The organism is Gemmatimonadota bacterium, assembly GCA_030747075.1.
GTDB lineage: Bacteria > ARS69 > ARS69 > ARS69 > ARS69 > ARS69.
Genome location: JASLLL010000019.1, coordinates 20,956 through 38,748, shown reverse-complemented (window position 1 = coordinate 38,748; position 17,793 = coordinate 20,956). Strand labels below are relative to the sequence as shown.

At 64.9% G+C, this 17,793-nt stretch carries 15 protein-coding genes and 2 tRNA genes; 13 read left to right on the top strand and 4 right to left on the bottom strand.

What is annotated here, in order from left to right:
* Positions 1-14 precede the first annotated feature (14 nt).
* Together QF819_07450 and QF819_07445 are read right to left on the bottom strand one after the other, a co-directional pair.
* A complete protein-coding gene (locus tag QF819_07450; protein MDP6802993.1) occupies positions 15-1,565 on the bottom strand; it encodes an acyl-CoA carboxylase subunit beta in 1,551 nt (516 codons plus the stop codon).
* A complete protein-coding gene (locus tag QF819_07445) occupies positions 1,562-2,446 on the bottom strand; it encodes a fumarylacetoacetate hydrolase family protein (GenBank protein MDP6802992.1) in 885 nt (294 codons plus the stop codon). Before QF819_07445 ends, QF819_07450 begins: the two co-directional genes overlap by 4 nt.
* A 341-nt stretch (positions 2,447-2,787) precedes the next feature.
* Between QF819_07445 and QF819_07440 the strand changes: the two genes are divergently transcribed.
* From QF819_07440 to QF819_07380, 13 genes are all read left to right on the top strand, one after another.
* Positions 2,788-3,189: a PaaI family thioesterase gene (locus tag QF819_07440; GenBank protein MDP6802991.1), complete on the top strand. Its 402-nt coding sequence runs from the start codon at positions 2,788-2,790 to the stop codon at positions 3,187-3,189.
* A gap of 32 nt (positions 3,190-3,221) precedes the next feature.
* Entirely contained in the window at positions 3,222-4,436 is a 1,215-nt protein-coding gene (locus QF819_07435) for an acetyl-CoA C-acetyltransferase (GenBank protein MDP6802990.1), read from the top strand.
* 47 nt (positions 4,437-4,483) lie between these two features.
* A tRNA-Leu gene (locus tag QF819_07430) sits at positions 4,484-4,565 on the top strand.
* A gap of 18 nt (positions 4,566-4,583) precedes the next feature.
* Complete coding sequence (gene tig, locus QF819_07425) at positions 4,584-5,894, top strand: trigger factor (protein ID MDP6802989.1); 1,311 nt, start codon at positions 4,584-4,586, stop codon at positions 5,892-5,894.
* Positions 5,895-5,941: 47 nt separating this feature from the next.
* Complete coding sequence (gene clpP / locus QF819_07420) at positions 5,942-6,526, top strand: ATP-dependent Clp endopeptidase proteolytic subunit ClpP (protein MDP6802988.1); 585 nt, start codon at positions 5,942-5,944, stop codon at positions 6,524-6,526.
* Between the two features lie 32 nt (positions 6,527-6,558).
* A complete protein-coding gene (gene clpX, locus QF819_07415; GenBank protein MDP6802987.1) occupies positions 6,559-7,812 on the top strand; it encodes an ATP-dependent Clp protease ATP-binding subunit ClpX in 1,254 nt (417 codons plus the stop codon).
* Entirely contained in the window at positions 7,772-10,393 is a 2,622-nt protein-coding gene (gene lon / locus QF819_07410; GenBank protein ID MDP6802986.1) for an endopeptidase La, read from the top strand. The genes clpX and lon overlap by 41 nt, the downstream gene beginning before the upstream one ends.
* Positions 10,393-10,527 carry a hypothetical protein gene (locus QF819_07405; protein MDP6802985.1) on the top strand — a complete coding sequence of 45 codons (135 nt, stop codon included), beginning with the start codon at positions 10,393-10,395 and terminating at the stop codon, positions 10,525-10,527. The genes lon and QF819_07405 overlap by 1 nt, the downstream gene beginning before the upstream one ends.
* A gap of 21 nt (positions 10,528-10,548) precedes the next feature.
* On the top strand, positions 10,549-11,184 hold the full coding sequence (yihA, locus tag QF819_07400; GenBank protein MDP6802984.1) for a ribosome biogenesis GTP-binding protein YihA/YsxC: 636 nt from the start codon (positions 10,549-10,551) through the stop codon (positions 11,182-11,184).
* Positions 11,184-12,503, top strand: coding sequence for an adenylosuccinate synthase (locus tag QF819_07395; protein ID MDP6802983.1), 1,320 nt, complete (start codon positions 11,184-11,186; stop codon positions 12,501-12,503). Before yihA ends, QF819_07395 begins: the two co-directional genes overlap by 1 nt.
* 169 nt (positions 12,504-12,672) lie before the next feature.
* Positions 12,673-13,383 carry a HupE/UreJ family protein gene (locus QF819_07390; GenBank protein ID MDP6802982.1) on the top strand — a complete coding sequence of 237 codons (711 nt, stop codon included), beginning with the start codon at positions 12,673-12,675 and terminating at the stop codon, positions 13,381-13,383.
* Between the two features lie 13 nt (positions 13,384-13,396).
* Positions 13,397-14,035 carry a transmembrane anchor protein gene (locus tag QF819_07385; protein ID MDP6802981.1) on the top strand — a complete coding sequence of 213 codons (639 nt, stop codon included), beginning with the start codon at positions 13,397-13,399 and terminating at the stop codon, positions 14,033-14,035.
* A 603-nt stretch (positions 14,036-14,638) separates the two neighbouring features.
* A tRNA-Lys gene (locus tag QF819_07380) sits at positions 14,639-14,714 on the top strand.
* Between the two features lie 18 nt (positions 14,715-14,732).
* On the opposite strand, the gene QF819_07375 is transcribed toward QF819_07380, so the two are convergent.
* Complete coding sequence (locus tag QF819_07375; protein MDP6802980.1) at positions 14,733-15,872, bottom strand: carbohydrate porin; 1,140 nt, start codon at positions 15,870-15,872, stop codon at positions 14,733-14,735.
* Between the two features lie 129 nt (positions 15,873-16,001).
* Positions 16,002-17,732: a right-handed parallel beta-helix repeat-containing protein gene (locus QF819_07370; protein MDP6802979.1), complete on the bottom strand. Its 1,731-nt coding sequence runs from the start codon at positions 17,730-17,732 to the stop codon at positions 16,002-16,004.
* Between the last annotated feature and the right edge of the window lie 61 nt (positions 17,733-17,793).

The window sequence follows — 17,793 nt, the reverse complement described above, 5'->3', positions numbered from 1 at the left end:
CCTCCATTCTCGCGCTAGAGCGGGATGTTTCCGTGCTTCTTCGGCGGAAGAGTCTGCTGCTTGTTCTGCAGAGCTCCCAGCGCTGCGATGAGATGCGGACGCGTCCGGGAGGGTTCGATCACATTGTCGATGTACCCCAACTCCGCCGCGATGTATGGATTGGCGAACTTATCGTTGTACTCGTCAACGAGGCGTTTCTCTTCCGCTGCGGGATCTTTGGCGTTGCGGATCTCCTTCCGGTGGATCACGCGCACCGCCCCCTGCGCGCCCATCACCGCCAGCTCCGCAGTGGGCCACGCGATGTTGTAATCACCGCGAATGTGCTTGGAGGACATGACATCGTAGGCGCCGCCATACGCCTTGCGGGTGATGACCGTGAGCTTCGGCACGGTGGCTTCGCAGTATGCGTAGAGGAGTTTGGCGCCATGCTTGATGATCCCGCCCCACTCCTGCGCGGTTCCGGGAAGGAAGCCCGGCACATCCTCAAATGTGACGAGCGGAATGTTGAAGGCATCGCAGGTGCGGACGAAGCGCGCGCCCTTGATCGAGGACTCGATGTCGAGCACGCCTGCCAGATGATTCGGCTGGTTGGCCACGACCCCCACCGCGTGCCCGCCGAGGCGTGCGAGACCGATGACGATGTTTCTGGCGTACTCCGGCTGGATTTCAAAGAAGTCGCCGTGGTCGATGACGGCGCGGATGGCGTCTTTGATGTTGTACGGCTTGTTGGGGTTGTCGGGCACCAGTGAGTCCAGCGAGCTCTCCGTGCGATCCGCGGGATCCCCGGATTCGAGAAACGGCGCGTTCTCCGTATTGTTCGAAGGCAGAAAGGAGAAGAGGCGGCGGATGGCGGCCAGGCAGTCCTTCTCCGAAGGGCAGCGCAGGCTGGCGACGCCGCTCTTTGTGCTGTGCGGCAGGGATCCACCGAGGTCGTCGAAGGTGACCTCTTCGTTGGTGACTGCCTGGATGACATCCGGGCCGGTGATGAACATGTGGCTGGTGCCGTCCACCATCAGGATGAAGTCCGTGATGGCGGGGGAGTACACGGCCCCTCCCGCGCACGGGCCGAGGACCGCGCTGATCTGGGGCACCACCCCCGAGGCCAGCGTGTTCCGCAGGAAGATGTCCGCGTATCCGCCGAGGCTGGCCACGCCCTCCTGAATGCGCGCGCCGCCGGAGTCGTTCAGTCCGATGACCGGTGCGCCCGCCTCCATTGCCATGTCCATGATCTGGCAGATCTTTCGCGCGTTCGCTTCCGACATGGTGCCGCCGAAGACGGTGAAGTCCTGCGCGAAGACGAACACCGTGCGCCCGTCGATCCGGCCGAAGCCGGAGACCACGCCGTCGCCGGGAATCCGTCGGCTTCCCATGCCGAAGTCGGTGGTGCGGTGCTTGACGAAGAACCCGAGCTCCTCAAAGGAGTGGCGGTCGAGAAGGAGGTCAATCCGCTCTCTGGCGAGGAGCTTCCCGGCTTCGTGAGTCTTTGCGATCCGGTCTTCGCCGCCGGCGAGGTACGCTTCGTCCCGTCGTTTCGCGAGTTCCGCGAGTCTGATGTCCGATGTCATCGGTCCTCTCCGTTTTCCTGGCGGACGGCTCGATTGGTCAGCGCGCCGATGCCCTCGATTTCGCAGCGGATGAGTTGGCCGCTTTCGATGAATACCCGGGGGTTCCGGTGAACGCCGACCCCGGCGGGCGTCCCGGTGGCGATCACATCTCCCGGTTCCAGCGTGATGCCCGCGGTGATGAACGCCACCAGCTCCGCGACCGGGTGGATCATGTTTGCCGTGTGATCCTGCTGGCGCACCTCTCCGTCCACCGAGAGCTGGATGGAGAGATTCTGCGGATCCCGGAGTTCATCCTTGGTGACGACGCACGGCCCGACCGGAGTGAATGTGTCGATGCCCTTCGCGCGTCCGTACTGGCCGTCCCGCTTCTGGAGCTTTCGCGCGGAGAAGTCGTTGAGCACCGTGTAGCCTGCCACGAACCGGAGGGCGCTCTCCTTCCGGACGCCCTTCGCCCTCCGGCCGATGACGAAGGCCAGTTCCACCTCCGGGTCCGGGTGCGTCACGAAGGGGGGGATGATGATGTCCTCCTCCGGGCCGATGATGGAGGACGGCGGCTTCAGGAAGAGCATGGGTTCTTCCGGCGGGGCCAGCCCCTGCTCTTCGGCATGCCCGGAATAGTTGAGGCCGACAGCCAGGATCTTCGACGGCCGGACGATGGGGGCGAGAAGACGAACTTCGGAGCGTGGGCGGCGGGTGCGCGTGACGGCGCGCCCCTCCAGATCCATGAGCGCGGAGGCACCCCTGGCGAAGAGTGCCTCCGCGCCCGCACCCGGGGGCAGCCCGAGGTCCTCCGCGGTGCCCGCATCGGCGATCATGTCATCGATCCACAGGCCGAAACACGGTTCGGGGAGGTCATCGGCAATCCAGCGGACGATGCGCATGGAAGCTCCTCTTGCGGGCAGGGCGCTCCCGTGGCCGGGGCACATCCTGACCAGCCGGACAATGGACTCCCCGGCAGGAGAGGGACCAGAGCTTCCGGTTCCTCGGGCCGGTTCGGGAAACGGCCTCCCGCAGGAGGCGATGCAGTCTCGGGCACGCAGATTAGCCTGCCGGTCTGCGACGCGCCACCCCGCAGTTTGCGGGACCCGGGGCGGATGGGGGGGGGTGACGGGGGGCTTCTTGACATGGCGGGGTGCGCGGGATAGCGTGACCGGGTTCATGCTCTGCGGAATATCGGATCGGCAGGGCGTGGGGTGCCGGAAATGCGCGGGAGAGGTTCGGGGTGACCGGGAAGTGGACGAACAGCCCGGACTGCTTCGGGTGTGGCCCCGGGAATGAGGCGGGGCTTCAACTGGTGTTCGAATCCGCCCCGGACGGAACGATTCAGACGGAGTTCACTCCGCGCCGGATTCACACCGGCTGGGAGGGTGTGTGCCACGGGGGCATCCTCGCGGCGCTGCTCGACGAGACGATGATCGCGTACCTGAAGGCGCGCGGGGAATCCGCGGCGACGGCTTCGCTGGAGGTCAGGTTTCGCAGACCCGCCCCCATCGGAGAAGCGCTCCGGGTTGAGGCGCGGGAAGTTTCGCGGAGAGGGCGGCTCGTTCGTATGGAGGCGAAGGCTCTGCGTGGCGGACAGATCGTGGTGGAGGCCGTGGCAGACTGCATTCGGCCCGCGGAATAGCGGACACGGGTAGCGGAAAGGGAGTCGATCGAATGGCGAAGAGCGTGGTGATCCTGGACGGGGCCCGAACCCCGATGGCGGAATACGAAGGCGGGAAGACCGGAGACGGCCGTCCGGGAGGCGCGTTGAAGTCGGTGACTGCGCTGGACTTGGGGGCGGTGGCGTCCCGGGGCGCCATCGAGCGGGCGGGGATCGCTCCGGAGGCGGTCGATGCCGTGTTCTTCGGAAACGCGCTCCAGACCTCCGGCGATGCCATCTACGGCGCGCGCCATGTGGGGCTCAAGGCGGGAGTTCCGCTGGAGAAGCCCGCGCTGACGGTCAACCGGTTGTGCGGGTCCGGGATTCAGTCGGTCGTGAGCGCCGTCCACTCGATCGGGCATGACGAGGCCACGGTGTGCCTCGCCGGCGGCATGGAGAGCATGAGTCAGGCGCCCCATGTCATTCGCGGGGCGCGGTCCGGGTTCCGGCTGGGGCAGGGCAAGCTGGAGGATCTGCTCATGGTCGCGCTGCTCGACACCTACTGTGGGCTGTACATGGCGAACACCGCGGAGAATATCGCGGCGGATCGGAAGCTCACCCGGGAAGCGCAGGACCAGTTCTCGCTGGAGAGCCAGCAGCGCGGGGCGGCCGCGCGTGAGCGTGGGGTTCATGCCGAGGAGATCGTCCCGGTGGAGACCGGGAAGGGTCGCCGGGCGCGCACCGTGGACACGGACGATCACCTGAAGCCGGACAGCACGCTGGAGGGACTGGGCGCGCTGCCTCCCGCTTTCGGGAAGGACGGCACCGTGACCGCGGGCAACGCCAGCGGGATCGTGGATGGAGCGGCGGCGCTCGTCCTCCAGGAAGAGGAGGCCGCGCGGTCCGACGGGCATTCGCCTCTTGCGCGCATTCGTTCGTGGGGGACGGTGGGTGTGCCGCCGGAGTACATGGGGATCGGACCGGTTCCGGCCATCCGCCTGGCGCTTTCGAATGCGGGGATGTCGCTGGCGGATGTGGACCTCTTCGAGATCAACGAGGCCTTCGCCGCGCAGTATCTCGCGGTGGAGCACGACCTGGAACTGGACCGCGCAAAGGTGAATGTGAACGGCGGGGCCATTTCGCTGGGGCATCCGCTGGCGGCCACCGGGACGCGGCTTCTTCTGACGCTCGCGTACGAACTGCGTCGCCGGGGTGGGGGCGTGGGAGTGGCCAGCGCGTGCATTGGTGGCGGGCAGGGCATCGCCATGGTGATCGAATCGGGCTCCTGAGGGAGCAGGGGAGTCATCTGTCGGCCCGTCGTTCGGCGGGTTCGGTTGCGAGGGTGGCGGAACTGGTAGACGCGTCGGGTTTAGGACCCGGTGAGGCAACTCGTGGGGGTTCGAGTCCCCCCTCTCGCATCCGAAAGGAGTGAATGCGTGAATGTGAAGGTCGAGGTTGAAAAGGGCGAAGGCTGGCGTCGCACACTGTCGGTGGTAGTCCCCGCCGAAGAAGCGGGGAAGGCGTATGAGACCGTGGCGCGTCAACTGGGACGCAAGCTGAAGGTTCCCGGGTTTCGCAAGGGGAAGGTGCCGGTGTCCCTGGTGCGGAAGTCGTTCCGGGAAGAACTGGATCGTGAGTTCGTGGAGGACCTGCTCCCGCGTGCGTTCCGTCACGCGCTGACGGAAACGGATCTGGACCCGGTCACGGAACCGCAGTTTGCCGATCTCTCGCACGGAGAGGACAAGCCGTTCTCTTTTGAAGTGGCGTTCGAGTGTCGGCCGGACATCGCGATCACCGGGCACAAGGGCCTTCAGGTGGAGAAGGAAGTGCCGGAGGTCACGGACTCGCACATCGACGATGTCCTGGAGGACTTTCGCAAGAGCCGTGCGGATCTGGAAGATGTGACCCGCGAGAGCATCGCGGGTGATGTTCTCTTTCTGGACTATCAGGCAGTGGACGAAAACGACCGGCCCGTTCCCGGCCGGAATGTGAAGGGATACAGACTGGAACTGGGCGCCGGACAGGTCATGGAGTCGTTTGAAGAGGCGGTGACCGGCGTGTGCGCCGGAGCGGTGGCAACGGCCGAGGTGCCCTATGCCGCGGACCACTCGGATCCTGTGCTTGCGGGACAGACGGCCCGGTACCGGATTCGTGTGAACAGCGTCCAGGAGAAGCGCTTTCCGGAACTGGACGATTCGCTTGCCGCGGAGCATACGGATGTGACGACGGTGGAGGAACTGCGTGCTCAGGTTCGCGAAGAACTGGAGGCGCAGGCGAAGCGCGTGGCCGCGGAGCGCCTGGAGATGGTGCTGTTGGAACAGGTGGTCGACGCGAACCTCTTCGATCCGCCTGCCGGTGTCGTGGAGGGCCTCCTGACCGAGGTCGTGTCGCGTGCCCGCGCAGAGTCGGAGCAGCGCGGAGAGGATCCTGCCGCGATCGACGAGGAAGCGCTTCGCACGGAGAAGAGATCCGTGGCCGAACGCGAAGTGGTGCGCACATTCGTGCTGGAACTGCTGGCTCGCCAGGAGGATCTGGAGGTTGCCCGCGAGGAGGTGGGGGAACGCCTGTCGGCCATGGCGCAAAGCCGCGGACTTACGCCGGAGCAGTTCAAGGAAGCGGTCGGAGACCCGGATTTCGTGCAGCGGTTCCACCGGGATCTTCGCGACAAAAAGGTCCTTGCGTTTCTGGTTGAGAATGCCGAGATTACCGAGCGGATGGTGCCCGTGGGGGCGCGTCCGGAGGCTTAAGAGCGCTTCACTCGGAGCGCTCGATTCTTTGTGAAGGGGGATGGGCAATGCCTCTGGTTCCAATGGTTGTGGAGCAGGACGGGCGGGGGGAACGCGCCTACGATATCTTCTCGCGCCTGCTGAAGGACCGGATCATCTTTCTGGGTTCTCAGGTGGACGACAATGTCGCCAATCTGATCATCGCGCAGATGTTGTTTCTGGAGGCCGAGGATCCGGAGCGCGACATTTTCCTGTATGTGAACAGCCCCGGCGGGTCGGTTTCCTCCGGGCTGGCCATCTATGATACGATGCAGTACATCAAGCCGGATGTCGTGACGATCTGTATGGGGCTCGCGGCCAGCATGGGTGCGCTGCTTCTGGCCGCGGGGACGGACGGCAAGCGGTCGGCGCTTCCCAACTCCAGGATTATGATCCACCAGCCGCTCGGCGGAAGCCAGGGCCAGGCGTCGGACATTGAGATTTACGCACGAGAGATCCTCGGACTTCGGGGTCGCCTGAACGACATCCTCGTCAAGCACACGGGGAAGAAGCTCAAGGAGATCGAAAAGGACACGGACCGGAATTACTTCATGTCCGCTGTCGAGGCCCGGGATTACGGCATTGTCGACGAGGTCATCGAGCAGCGCGCCTGATCGGGTGTGCTGAAAACCGCGGAGGGAGATGCATGAAGAAGCGGGTGGACACACCGCACGCGATCAAGTGCTCGTTCTGCGGGCGCGGCCAGGACGAGGTGACCAAGCTGGTCTCCGGGCCGTCGGTGTACATCTGCAACGAGTGCATCAAGCTCTGCAACGACATCATCGAGGAAGAACTCGGCCGCGAGACTTCCACGCAGCGCATGGAGTTGCCCAAGCCGTCGGAGATCAAGTCCAGTCTGGACGAGTATGTCATCGGGCAGGACGGAGCAAAGAAGGCCTTGGCGGTTGCGGTGTACAACCACTACAAACGGATCGACGCCGTGTCGGATGAGGATCCCACCGAACTCGACAAGTCGAATGTGCTCCTCGTCGGCCCGACCGGTACGGGGAAGACCTTCCTCGCGGAGACACTCGCGCGAATCCTGAAAGTGCCCTTCGCCATCGTGGATGCCACCACGCTGACCGAGGCCGGGTATGTCGGAGAGGATGTCGAGAACATCCTTGTGAAACTGCTTCAGGCCGCGGACTTCAATGTGAAGAACGCCGAGCGCGGGATCATCTACATCGACGAGATCGACAAGGTTTCGCGCAAGGCGGACAACCCTTCCATCACCCGGGATGTCTCGGGCGAGGGCGTGCAGCAGGCGCTCCTGAAGATGCTGGAAGGTACGGTCGCCAATGTTCCACCGCAGGGTGGCCGCAAGCATCCGCAACAGAAGTACCTGGAGGTCAATACCCGGAACATCCTGTTCATCTGCGGCGGGGCGTTTGCGGGGCTGGAGAGTATTATCAGCCGCCGGACGGGGCGCAAGATCATGGGCTTCGGGTCCAAGCTGAAAAGCGGCGTGGCCGAAGCCGACGGGAACATCTTCGAGAAGCTGGAGCCGGAAGATCTCCTGAAGTACGGCCTGATTCCGGAACTCATCGGCCGCCTTCCGGTCGCGTGTACGCTGGAGCAGCTTTCGGAAGAGCAACTCATTCAGATTCTCACCGTACCCAGGAACGCGCTCTGCAAACAGTACCGAAAGCTCTTCCGGATCGAAAAGGTCGAGCTCACCTTCACGGACGAGGCACTCGCGGCGGTGGCCCGGATTGCAAACAAGCGAGGCACCGGGGCGCGTGGACTGCGCTCGGTGCTGGAGTCGTCCATGCTCGACATCATGTACGAGATCCCTTCCACGGAAGGTGTCGTGGAGTGTGTGATCACGGACGATGTCGTGCTGGGAAGGAGTGACCCCATTGTCGTCCTCTCGGAAGAGCACCGCAAAAAGAAAGCCTAGCGCGCGCAAGCCCGCTGCCAAGCGCAAGCCTGCCGCCAAGCGCAAGCCTGCCGTCAAGCGGAAGCCCGCGGCCAAGCGGAAGCCTGCCGCCAAGCGGAAGCCTGCCGCCAAGCGCAAGCCCGCGGCCAAGCGGAAGCCCGCGGCGAAGCGGACGCCGACGCGCATCGCGTTCCCCTTTGCGGATCACGAGGACTTCTCCTTCGCACGGGAACTCCCGCTTCTGCCGCTGCGCGATGTCGTCATGTTCCCGGGAATGATCGTGCCGCTTCTGGTAGGGCGTCCCGGCTCGGTGGCCGCACTGGAAGCCGCGATGGACGGTGAGAAGGCGTTCGTGGTGGTCTCGCAGCGGGATCCGCATGAAGAAGAACCGGCCGCGCGGGATCTCTTCGATGTCGGCGTGGTCGTCCGTGCGCTTCAGGTGCTGCGCCTGCCGGACAATACGCTGCGAGTGGTGGTCGAGGGGGCGTGTCGTGTCTCCGTGGGGAAGATCACGCGCCGCGACGGGTACCTTCGTGCTCGGCTCCGGCTCTTCGAACAACCGGAAGACGGACGCCCGGAGATCAAGGCGCTGGCCCGCAGCGCAATGAGTCACTTCAAGGAGTATGTGAAGCTCCATACGCGCATCCCGGACGAGGCGGTAGCGTCGATCGCCCCGGAGGAAGACCCGGTTCGCGTGGTGAACATGGTCTCGGGCAGCCTTCTGGTGGGACTGGCGATTCGCCAGCGACTTCTGTCGGTGGAGAAGCTGCGCGATCGACTGGTGGATCTGGCGCGTGTGCTGCATGAAGAGATCGAGATCCTGAAGATCGAGAAGAAGATCGAAGGCGAAGTGAAGAGCCAGGTCTTCAAGGGGCAGCGTGAGTTCTATCTGCATGAGCAGTTGAAGGCGATCCGCAAGGAGCTGGGAGAGTCGACCGGCGATGACGACATGGACGGGCAGGCCCTGCGCGCACGCGTCGAGAAGGCGGGGATGCCGAAGGAGGCGAGGGAGAAGGCGCTGCACGAAGTCGACCGCCTTTCGCGGATGAGCCCCATGTCGCCCGAGGCTTCGGTGATCCGCAGCTATGTGGAAACGCTGGTCGGACTGCCGTGGAAGAAGCGGTCACGGGATCGGATTGACCTTGATGGCGCGCGGCGGATTCTGGATGAGGACCACTACGGGTTGGACAAGATCAAAGATCGCATCGTGGAGTATCTGGCCGTGGTGAAGCTGGTGAAGCGTCCGCGCGGCACCATCCTGTGCCTGGTCGGGCCGCCCGGAGTGGGGAAGACCTCGCTCGGAAGGTCGGTGGCGCGGGCCATTGGACGGAAGTTCGTGCGTGTGTCGCTGGGGGGGGTCCGGGACGAGTCGGAGATCCGAGGCCATCGCCGGACCTACATCGGATCGATGCCGGGCCGGATCATTCAGGGAATGAAGCGGGCGGGGACGCGGAACCCGGTCTTCCTGCTGGATGAAGTCGACAAGCTTGGCGCGGACTTTCGGGGTGATCCCGCTGCGGCGCTGCTGGAAGTGCTGGACCCGGAGCAGAACTGCGCGTTCAACGATCACTACCTGGATGTGGACTTCGACCTGTCGGAGGTCATGTTCGTGACGACGGCGAATGTGCTGCCCGCCATTCCTCCGGCGCTGATCGATCGGATGGAAGTGCTGCGGCTTCCGGGTTACCTGAAGCACGAGAAGGCGGGCATTGCGCGCGGCTTCCTGATCCCGAGGCAAGTGGAGAAGCACGGTCTGGATGACTCGGATCTCAGCATCACCGACCCCGCGCTGAATATGTTGATCACGCGGTACACGCGGGAATCGGGCGTGCGGAATCTGGAGCGGGAACTGGCCGCGCTGTGCCGGAAGGCCGTGACGGAGCGCGTGCGCGGCACGCCGACGGGTATGAAGGTGAGCGTCCGCGTGCTGGAGAAGCTCCTCGGTCCGCCGAAGTTCTCGGAGCGGCAGGTGGCGGAGGAGGACCGTGTGGGGATTGCATCCGGGCTGGCGTGGACGGAGTACGGCGGTGATGTGCTCCCGATTGAAGCGATGGCGCTGCCCGGGGCCGGGAAGATGTCGCTGACAGGGAGGATGGGCGAGGTGATGAAGGAGTCGGCCAAGGCCGCGCTTTCGTATGCGCGTTCGCGGGCTCCGCTTCTGGGGCTGTCCCCGGATTTTGCGTCGAACCTCGACATCCACCTGCACATGCCGGAAGGAGCCATCCCGAAGGACGGTCCCAGCGCGGGCGTCGGGATCACGACCGCGATTGTCAGCGCTCTCACCCGCATACCGGCGCGCCGGGATGTTGCGATGACGGGGGAGATCACTCTTCAGGGGAGCGTGCTTCGGATCGGCGGGCTGAACGAGAAGGTGGTGGCGGCGTCGCTGGCCGGATATTCCCGGCTGATTCTGCCGCGCGAGAACGAGCGCGAGTGGGGCGAGATTCCCGCGGAGGCCCGCCGCGGTCTGAGCGTGATCTTCGTCGATCATGTGGATGATGTGCTGCGGCACGCGCTGGCGCCTTCGGCGATGCTGGAACGCTTCCTTGCGGCTACCGACGGCGGGCAGGATTCCGCTTCGCTTCCGCACGCCCCACACTGATGATTGCCACCGGTCGCTTCTGGAAGGACTGCGCCGCAGGGGTCTTCGTCGGGGGAGCGCGCGTGCAGGCGGCGGGTCCGGCGCAGGGAAGCACCTCGCTCTTCGGGCCATTGTCCGTTCCGGTGCTTCGCTGAGAAGAGGGAAAGGGGGAGGGCATGGCCGGCAAGACGCCGCAGGCGACCTTCCTCAAGGGAGTCGTCGCGCTGGACGGACTTCCGGCGGCGCGGATTCCGGAGATCGCCGTATCGGGACGCTCCAATGTGGGGAAGTCGTCGCTGCTGAATACGCTCTTCCGCCGAAAGGCGCTGGCGCGGATCAGTTCCACGCCCGGGAAGACCCGTGAGATCAACTACTTCAATGTGGAGGACCGATTCCATCTCGTGGACCTCCCCGGTTACGGGTATGCTCGCGTCCCGGGGGCGATGCGCCGTAAGTGGGGAAGTCTCGTGGAGAACTACCTGGCCTCGCGCGAGCAACTGGTCGGGGTGGTGCAGCTGGTGGATCTCCGCCATGATCCCACCGCCTTGGACCGCGACATGCTGGGCTGGCTGGCTTCGCAGGACATCCCGACGCTGGTCGTGGGGACCAAGATGGACAAGCTGAAGCGCGGCGCCGCCGGGATCGCACTGGGGAAGTTGCGTGACGAAGTCTCCGGGGCGGGCTTTTCGGTGGAGGGGTTCTCGTGTGTGACGCGTGTCGGGCGAAAACCCGTGTGGAAGTGGATTGACGACAGGTTGGCGGACTGGTCCGGTGAGGCCCGCACCGGTTCGCGAAACGCGGAGAGAGACTGATGGCCGTCCGGATTCTGGTAGGAACGCAGTGGGGCGACGAAGGCAAGGGCAAGGTGATCGACGCGCTGGCCGGACGCGCGTCGGTGATGGCCCGGTACGGAGGCGGTCCCAACGCCGGGCACACGGTCGTGATCGGCGGGAAGAAGACGATTCTGCATCATGTCCCGTCCGGCGTTCTCCATGAGCGGTGCCTCTGTCTTCTGGGGAATGGGGTCGTGGTGGACCCGGTGCTCTTCATGGAGGAGATTCGCGCGCTGGAAGCGGATGGGATCGACTGCCGGGACCGCATTCTCGTGAGTCCGCGCGCGCATGTGATTCTTCCGACGCATCGGCTGCTGGATCGGCTTGCGGAGGACCGGCGGGGCGCGGAGGCGATCGGCACCACGGGGAAGGGGATCGGCCCGGCGTACGGCGACAAGGTGCTGCGCGAGGGGCTGCGTGCGGGGGAACTGGCGCTGCCGGAACGCGTGGAGGCGAAGGTGCGTGCGGATATGCGGCGGATCCACGCGATGCAGGAAGAGGCCGGGGAGGAGCTTGCGGATACGGACGCGCTCGTGGAAGAGGCGTTGGAATCGGCGCGCGCCATGGCGGGGATGGTGGAGGATACGGGCGTCCTTCTCCGCGAGCGGATTGAGGCGGGGGAGGAGGTGCTGCTGGAGGGCGCACAGGGGACGCTTCTGGATCTGGATCACGGCACCTACCCGTTCGTGACCAGCTCGAGTTCGGTGTCGGGCGGGGCGTGCACGGGGTGCGGAGTCCCGCCGACTTCCGTGGACGCGGTCTGGGGAGTGACGAAGGCGTATGTGACGAGAGTCGGGAACGGGCCATTCCCGACCGAACTCATGGAGGATCCGACCGGGGACCTGTTGCGAAGCGCGGGCGCGGAGTTCGGCTCCACGACCGGCCGCCCCCGGCGGTGCGGGTGGTTTGACGGGGTCGCGGCCCGGTACTCCACGCGCCTCAACGGGCTGACCGCGCAGGTTGTCACGAAGCTGGATGTGCTGACCGGCATCGACCCGCTTCGCATCTGCGTGGCATACCGGATCGACGGACGCGAGACGACGGAGTTTCCGGATACAGCCGTTGCGCTGGGCGGGGTGACTCCGGTATACGAAGAGCATCCCGGGTGGACGGAGAGCCTTCGAGGCGCGCGCTCACCCGAGGAACTTCCGGACGCGGCGCGGTCCTACCTGCGTCGACTGGAGGAGTTGTCGGGGTGCGCGGTCGTCGCGGTGTCGGTCGGCCCGGACCGGGAGGAGACGGTGGAGTGCCCGGAGGGAGTTCCGGAAGTTGCGGTGGGCCGTTCGCTCAGTCGGTAGAGCATCTGACTTTTGAGTAGGTCCTTTTTGCCCCGCCGTCCTGGAGATCAACCGAAGTAGTTGCGAAACCGTCATGTACGGGGCATAACAATGAAACTGGTGGAGTCCACCTTAGCTTGGCCGCCGGGCGTCCAAGAAAGTGGGACCACCTCTACCCACAGGCAGGTCCATGCACGCTGCAGATCGAAGACGGCGCACTCGCCTATCGGCAACCCTCGGCGCAGCACTGGCCCTGGCTCTTTCCGCCAGCTCAGCCTTCGCGCATGGCGTTGCGCAGGGAGACAAAGGCTACATCCAGGAGATTTCCGGGCCGCACATTGCGTCCTTCTTGTATCTCGGCGCAAAGCACATGGTCACGGGGTACGATCACCTGCTCTTTCTCGTGGGTGTCATCTTCTTCTTGTATCGCCTCAAGGACATCTCGGTCTATGTAAGCCTCTTTGCGGTCGGGCACTCGTCGACGATGCTGCTAGGCGTGTTCTTCGGGTGGGGTGTGAACCCGTATCTCATCGACGCCATCATCGGATTCTCGGTGGTCTACAAGGCCCTGGACAACATGGGGGCGTTCCGGCGCTGGTTCGGCCGCCAGCCGAACACAAAGATCGCCACGCTGGTGTTCGGCCTGTTTCATGGACTGGGCTTGGCCACGAAGATTCTCGAGTACGAGCTCGCGGCGGATGGGCTCCTTCCGAATCTTCTTTCGTTCAATGTCGGCGTGGAGATCGGGCAGCTGCTGGGGCTAACGGGGATTCTCATCGCGATGGCGTATTGGCGACGCACAGCTGGCTTCGCTCGCCAGGCGTACGGTGGCAATGTAATGTTGATGTCATCTGGATTCGTACTGATCGGCTATCAGCTCACAGGATTCTTCCTCCAATAAGCGAGTGCTCACGATGAATACTGTTGGACCTCCTGGGTATGAACCGCCCTCTGCGGCCCGGTTGCTGCGCTCCACTCTGATCGCGCTCGGCGTGGCCGCGGTGATTCTGGTCGGGTTCGTCCTGCCGTCGGAATACGGGGTGGACCCGACCGGGGTTGGAAACGCCCTCGGACTCACGCGTATGGGCCAGATCAAGATGCAACTCGCGGAGGAGGCACGGGCGGAGGAAGGTGCCGCGAATGAAGCCGTATCGATTGGGATCGCGGCGGAGGAGAGCACGCCGACAGTGGGGTCACTTCCCGTCGCAGTCTCCAGCCCGGTTGCCACCAACGGCAATGACTGGCGGGACGAGACCGCCGTTCTCATTGCCCCCGACGAGGCGATCGAACTCAAACTGGTGATGAAGGCTGGCGAAGAGGCAGAGTACCAATGGGTGGCCGAGAACGGAGTGCTGAACTTCAACACGCACGGCGACGGCGGTGGTCTGTCGATCACATACGAGAAAGGTCGCGGAGCGCAGGACGGGGCGGGTACGCTGACCGCTTCATTCGACGGGCACCACGGGTGGTTCTGGCGGAACCGGACGCGAGAGACCGTGTCGCTGACGCTGCGCACTCGTGGCCAGTATTCGGAGCTGAAGCGGACGCTCTAGGGGGACGATCATGCCGCTTCAGGGGACTGCCGCGGTGTACGCCACCGGCGTTTCCATCGGGATGCTGCATGGTGTGGAGCCAGGGCACGGGGGGCCGGTGGCTGCGATGTTTGCGCTCAGGAGTCGGCATCGGTGGTGGTGTTACCGGTCATCGAATGTGCCCCCCCTTTCGGTCATCGAATGTGCCCCCCCTTTCGGGGCGTGACGGTTCCGCGGGGCGGATACCCCCGGAGACGCTGAGCGGGCTCCGATGATATTGCCCTATCCGGTTGAAGCGAGATTCCCGTGTCGCTTCAGTTCGCGTTCCTGGCCCTGGCTCTGGTCGCCGTCAGCGCGCTGAGTTAGACCGACAAGATGCAGCGGCCGAAGTGGGGGTCACTCTCAGCACTCTCGTGGGCTTCGCGTGCGGCAAGCGCGTAGCCGCAAGACGCCATGTTGGTGAACGCGGCGAACAGTCCCTGGTCGGGGAGTGCGCTCTTCGCGACGCAGGCTGTCGCTCATCTGGCGGCCTCGTGGTAGCATGCTGCGCGAGCGCACGAGGTGGATGACTAACGGATGATTAGCCAATCCGCGCCGACGCTCTAGAACGCCTCCAGGCCAGGTGGGCCGTTAGCTCAGTCGGTAGAGCATCTGACTTTTAATCAGAGGGTCGCAGGTTCGATCCCTGCACGGCTCACCAGGTCATTGTGCGTTTCCCTCAGCCTTCCCATGAGGTCAGCACGCCGAAGACCCGGGCGTCGTCGCCGCTTCGTTCCCCTTGGGGATTCGTGATCCAGTGCATATGCGGGGAGAGAGACCAGCCGCCGCCGATGTTCACTCGGTAGTAGGCTTCGATATGCCGTTCGTCAGCGGGAACGCGGCCCGCCGCATGCGCGGCCGTCGCGAACGGTCCGCCCGGTCTCGCGACGCCGATGGCGACGCCCGCCTCGTCGTGAGGCCGGCGGAACGCGGTCCCGCTGAGCATGACCCCGCCGCTGAACGACTGGCCCACCGCGTAGATCTCCTCTCGCTGCAGGCCCGCTCGCAGGAAGAACGCCGCATTCCCGCCCACCTCCTGAATGCCGGACACGCCCGCGCCCCAGCCCGCCCCGGTCGTCGTTCCCGGTAAATCCAACCTCTCGTGGTCGGACCCGTTCCTCCACGCATGCACCACCCATGTCCCGGGGCGTCGGGCATGGGCCCGGGCGAACTCCAGTTGCGCCCAGACGAAGGGTCGGGAGAAGGGGCGCTCCCACGAGGCGTCGGCCGAAGCCCATCCGAGGGAGAGCGTGGTCGCACCGGTGGGACGAACGCGAAGAGTGCCCCCGGGGCCGGGATCGGGGTAGGCGACAGCCAGCGAGTGAACAAAGCCGGTCGAATGAAACCCGGCCCCGTCCCAGCGCCCGCAGGCCGGGCTTTCCAGCCGGGCGGTGAGATCGAGCTTTCCGACCTCGAAGCCGATTCGCCCCTCGGAGGCCGGAGCGTCGAAATAGAACTCCGTCACATGGATGGAGGGGTCGTCGTCCGCGTCGTCGTAGAGCCCGGAAAGGGTCGGGAGGTGCTCGCCGTAACCCGCGCCGCGGCCCGTTTCCAGCAGCGCCGTCCAGGAGCCGCGCTTCCACGGAATGGTCGCCATGGCGTCGAACGCGGAGGCGCCTTCCCAGGATGCCGCGGCGGGTTCATCGGCGGCATGAAGGAGGGCGGTTGCTCGAAAGGAGATCTCGGCCGAGGTGCCGGGGTTCCCAAGACCCGGTTCCGATTCGGCGAGAGCGGGGAGAGCCAGGAGGCCTGCCAGAAGAAGCAGACCTCGCGGAGCAAAAAGGGCGTCTTGAGCGAAAGGAGCGCAAAAGGCACGCATGAGGTTCTCCTGAGTGAGATTGCTTGCAAGAGTACAGGCACCTCAACACAGTACACCATGCTGGACCCACCGACCAGTCGCTCCGGTCCGCCTTCGGGGAGACCCGGTCATCCAAGGGCTGGGGGCTGGCTACCGGTAGAGCGACTTGACCCGGCCCCAGGAGATGGACTCCAGTGAGGACTGGACCGTCTCGCAGGCGCAGGTGGTCTTTGCGACACCCATGAACGGCCACTCGCCTGTGGGGTCGGTGGATCCGGCAATTACGGCGGGGCTGCAATCCTGAAGGCTGAAGTCCACCGGGGACGGCAGGCCGCAGAGAAGGGGATCATCTCCGTCGTGGTTTTGCGGTCCACTGAGTGCACTCAGACACTGGTTGCCACCCACCGCGGTTGTCTCGGGGTTGGAACTGTCCTGATGGAAGATGGTGTAGGAGAAAGACGGCTTTCCCGCGCCCGACCCGGACCACTTCTTGCACCGAATCGCGGTTCCCTGACGCGTATGGCAGACAATGGTCGCGATCAGTTCGGCGGCCTTCTCACCATTGTTGGCGATGTGCACGACACCGCCGCCGTGCTTGTTGCTGGGTGAACCGGTGGCGGAGCATCCGTAGATCGTGCACTGCTGGATTAGGGTCACGGGAGAGTTGTTGGCCCGGTCACTGGTCACCGCGATTCCGCCGCCGTCTTCCGACACGCACTCTGCGACGAGCGTGCCAAGGATGGTCACCGCCGAGCGGAAGAGGCCGATTCCACCACCGCGAGACACGGCCGTGCACTCGGAGAAGGCACTCCGCGAGATCTCTCCCTCGCAGTCGGAGAAGAAGATGCCACCGCCTTCTGTCCCCGCATGACAGCCGGACATCCCCGCGTCGGGCAGTGCGGCCAGGGGATCCGTTCCCGTGAAGGAGACCTCGGCAAAGCGGGCGTAGACACCGCCCCCGTACGAACCGGCGGTGCAGTTCGCGAAGGTGCATCGGTCCAGTGAGAGAGTGGTGAACGAGAGTGCGCAGATGGCGCCCCCGTTGCTGATGGCGGTGTTGAGTTCAAAGTGCGTGTCTGAAAACGAGACGGTCGACTCATCGCGAAGGAGCGCCGCGCCTCCATAGGTGGAGGTGTTCCCTTCGAACAGGCAGTCTGCGACCGTGATGCCGTCCGGGCAGTTCTGAAAGTAGACGCCGCCGCCACCGCCATCCGTGGAGGAGTTGTTGAGGAACACATTCGTGCTGCAGATGGCGGAGGAAGCGAAGAAGTAGATCCCGCCGCCGGCGTCGGTCGCGACATTCCCGCGGATCGTGTTGCCGACGATGCTGGGGGAGGAGCTTTCCACACGAAGCCCGCCACCGCTGCTCGTGGATGTGTTGATTCGAATCAGGTTGCCTTCGATGCGCGCCGTCGATCCCGAGCGAATCAGTACGCCGCCCGCGATTCCGGGGGAACCATTCGCGTAGATGTCGTTGCCGCGGATTGTCGGAGACCCGCCGTCGATCACGACCCCCGCGCCGGGGAAGCCGCCCCCTCCGGTAATGAGGAAGCCGCTGACGAGCGTTGCGGCGCCGATGGTGGCATCGGCCGTGAAGGGGGATCCGGTTCCGCCGCCATGAACATTCGTCGTGTGAACGGACGGATCCTGCGTCGTGAAGCCGGGATCCCACCCGCCCAGAAGCACCACCCCGTCGACGAGATTCAGGTGCTCGGCATAGGTGCCTTCGGCGACGAGGACGCTGTCTCCAGAGGCCGAGGCGGTCAGTGCCGCGGCGATGGTGGTGTGGTCGTCGGGAACCCTCCGGACCGCTCCCGGGGCCGTCTGGGCGACAACCAGCAGGAGAGCGGTCGGGAGGACCATTCTTGGCATCCACTTCATGCGAAGAGGCCTCCGGATCATGTGGGGGGCACGCGCAACCGCGAATACCCATGAGAGAACC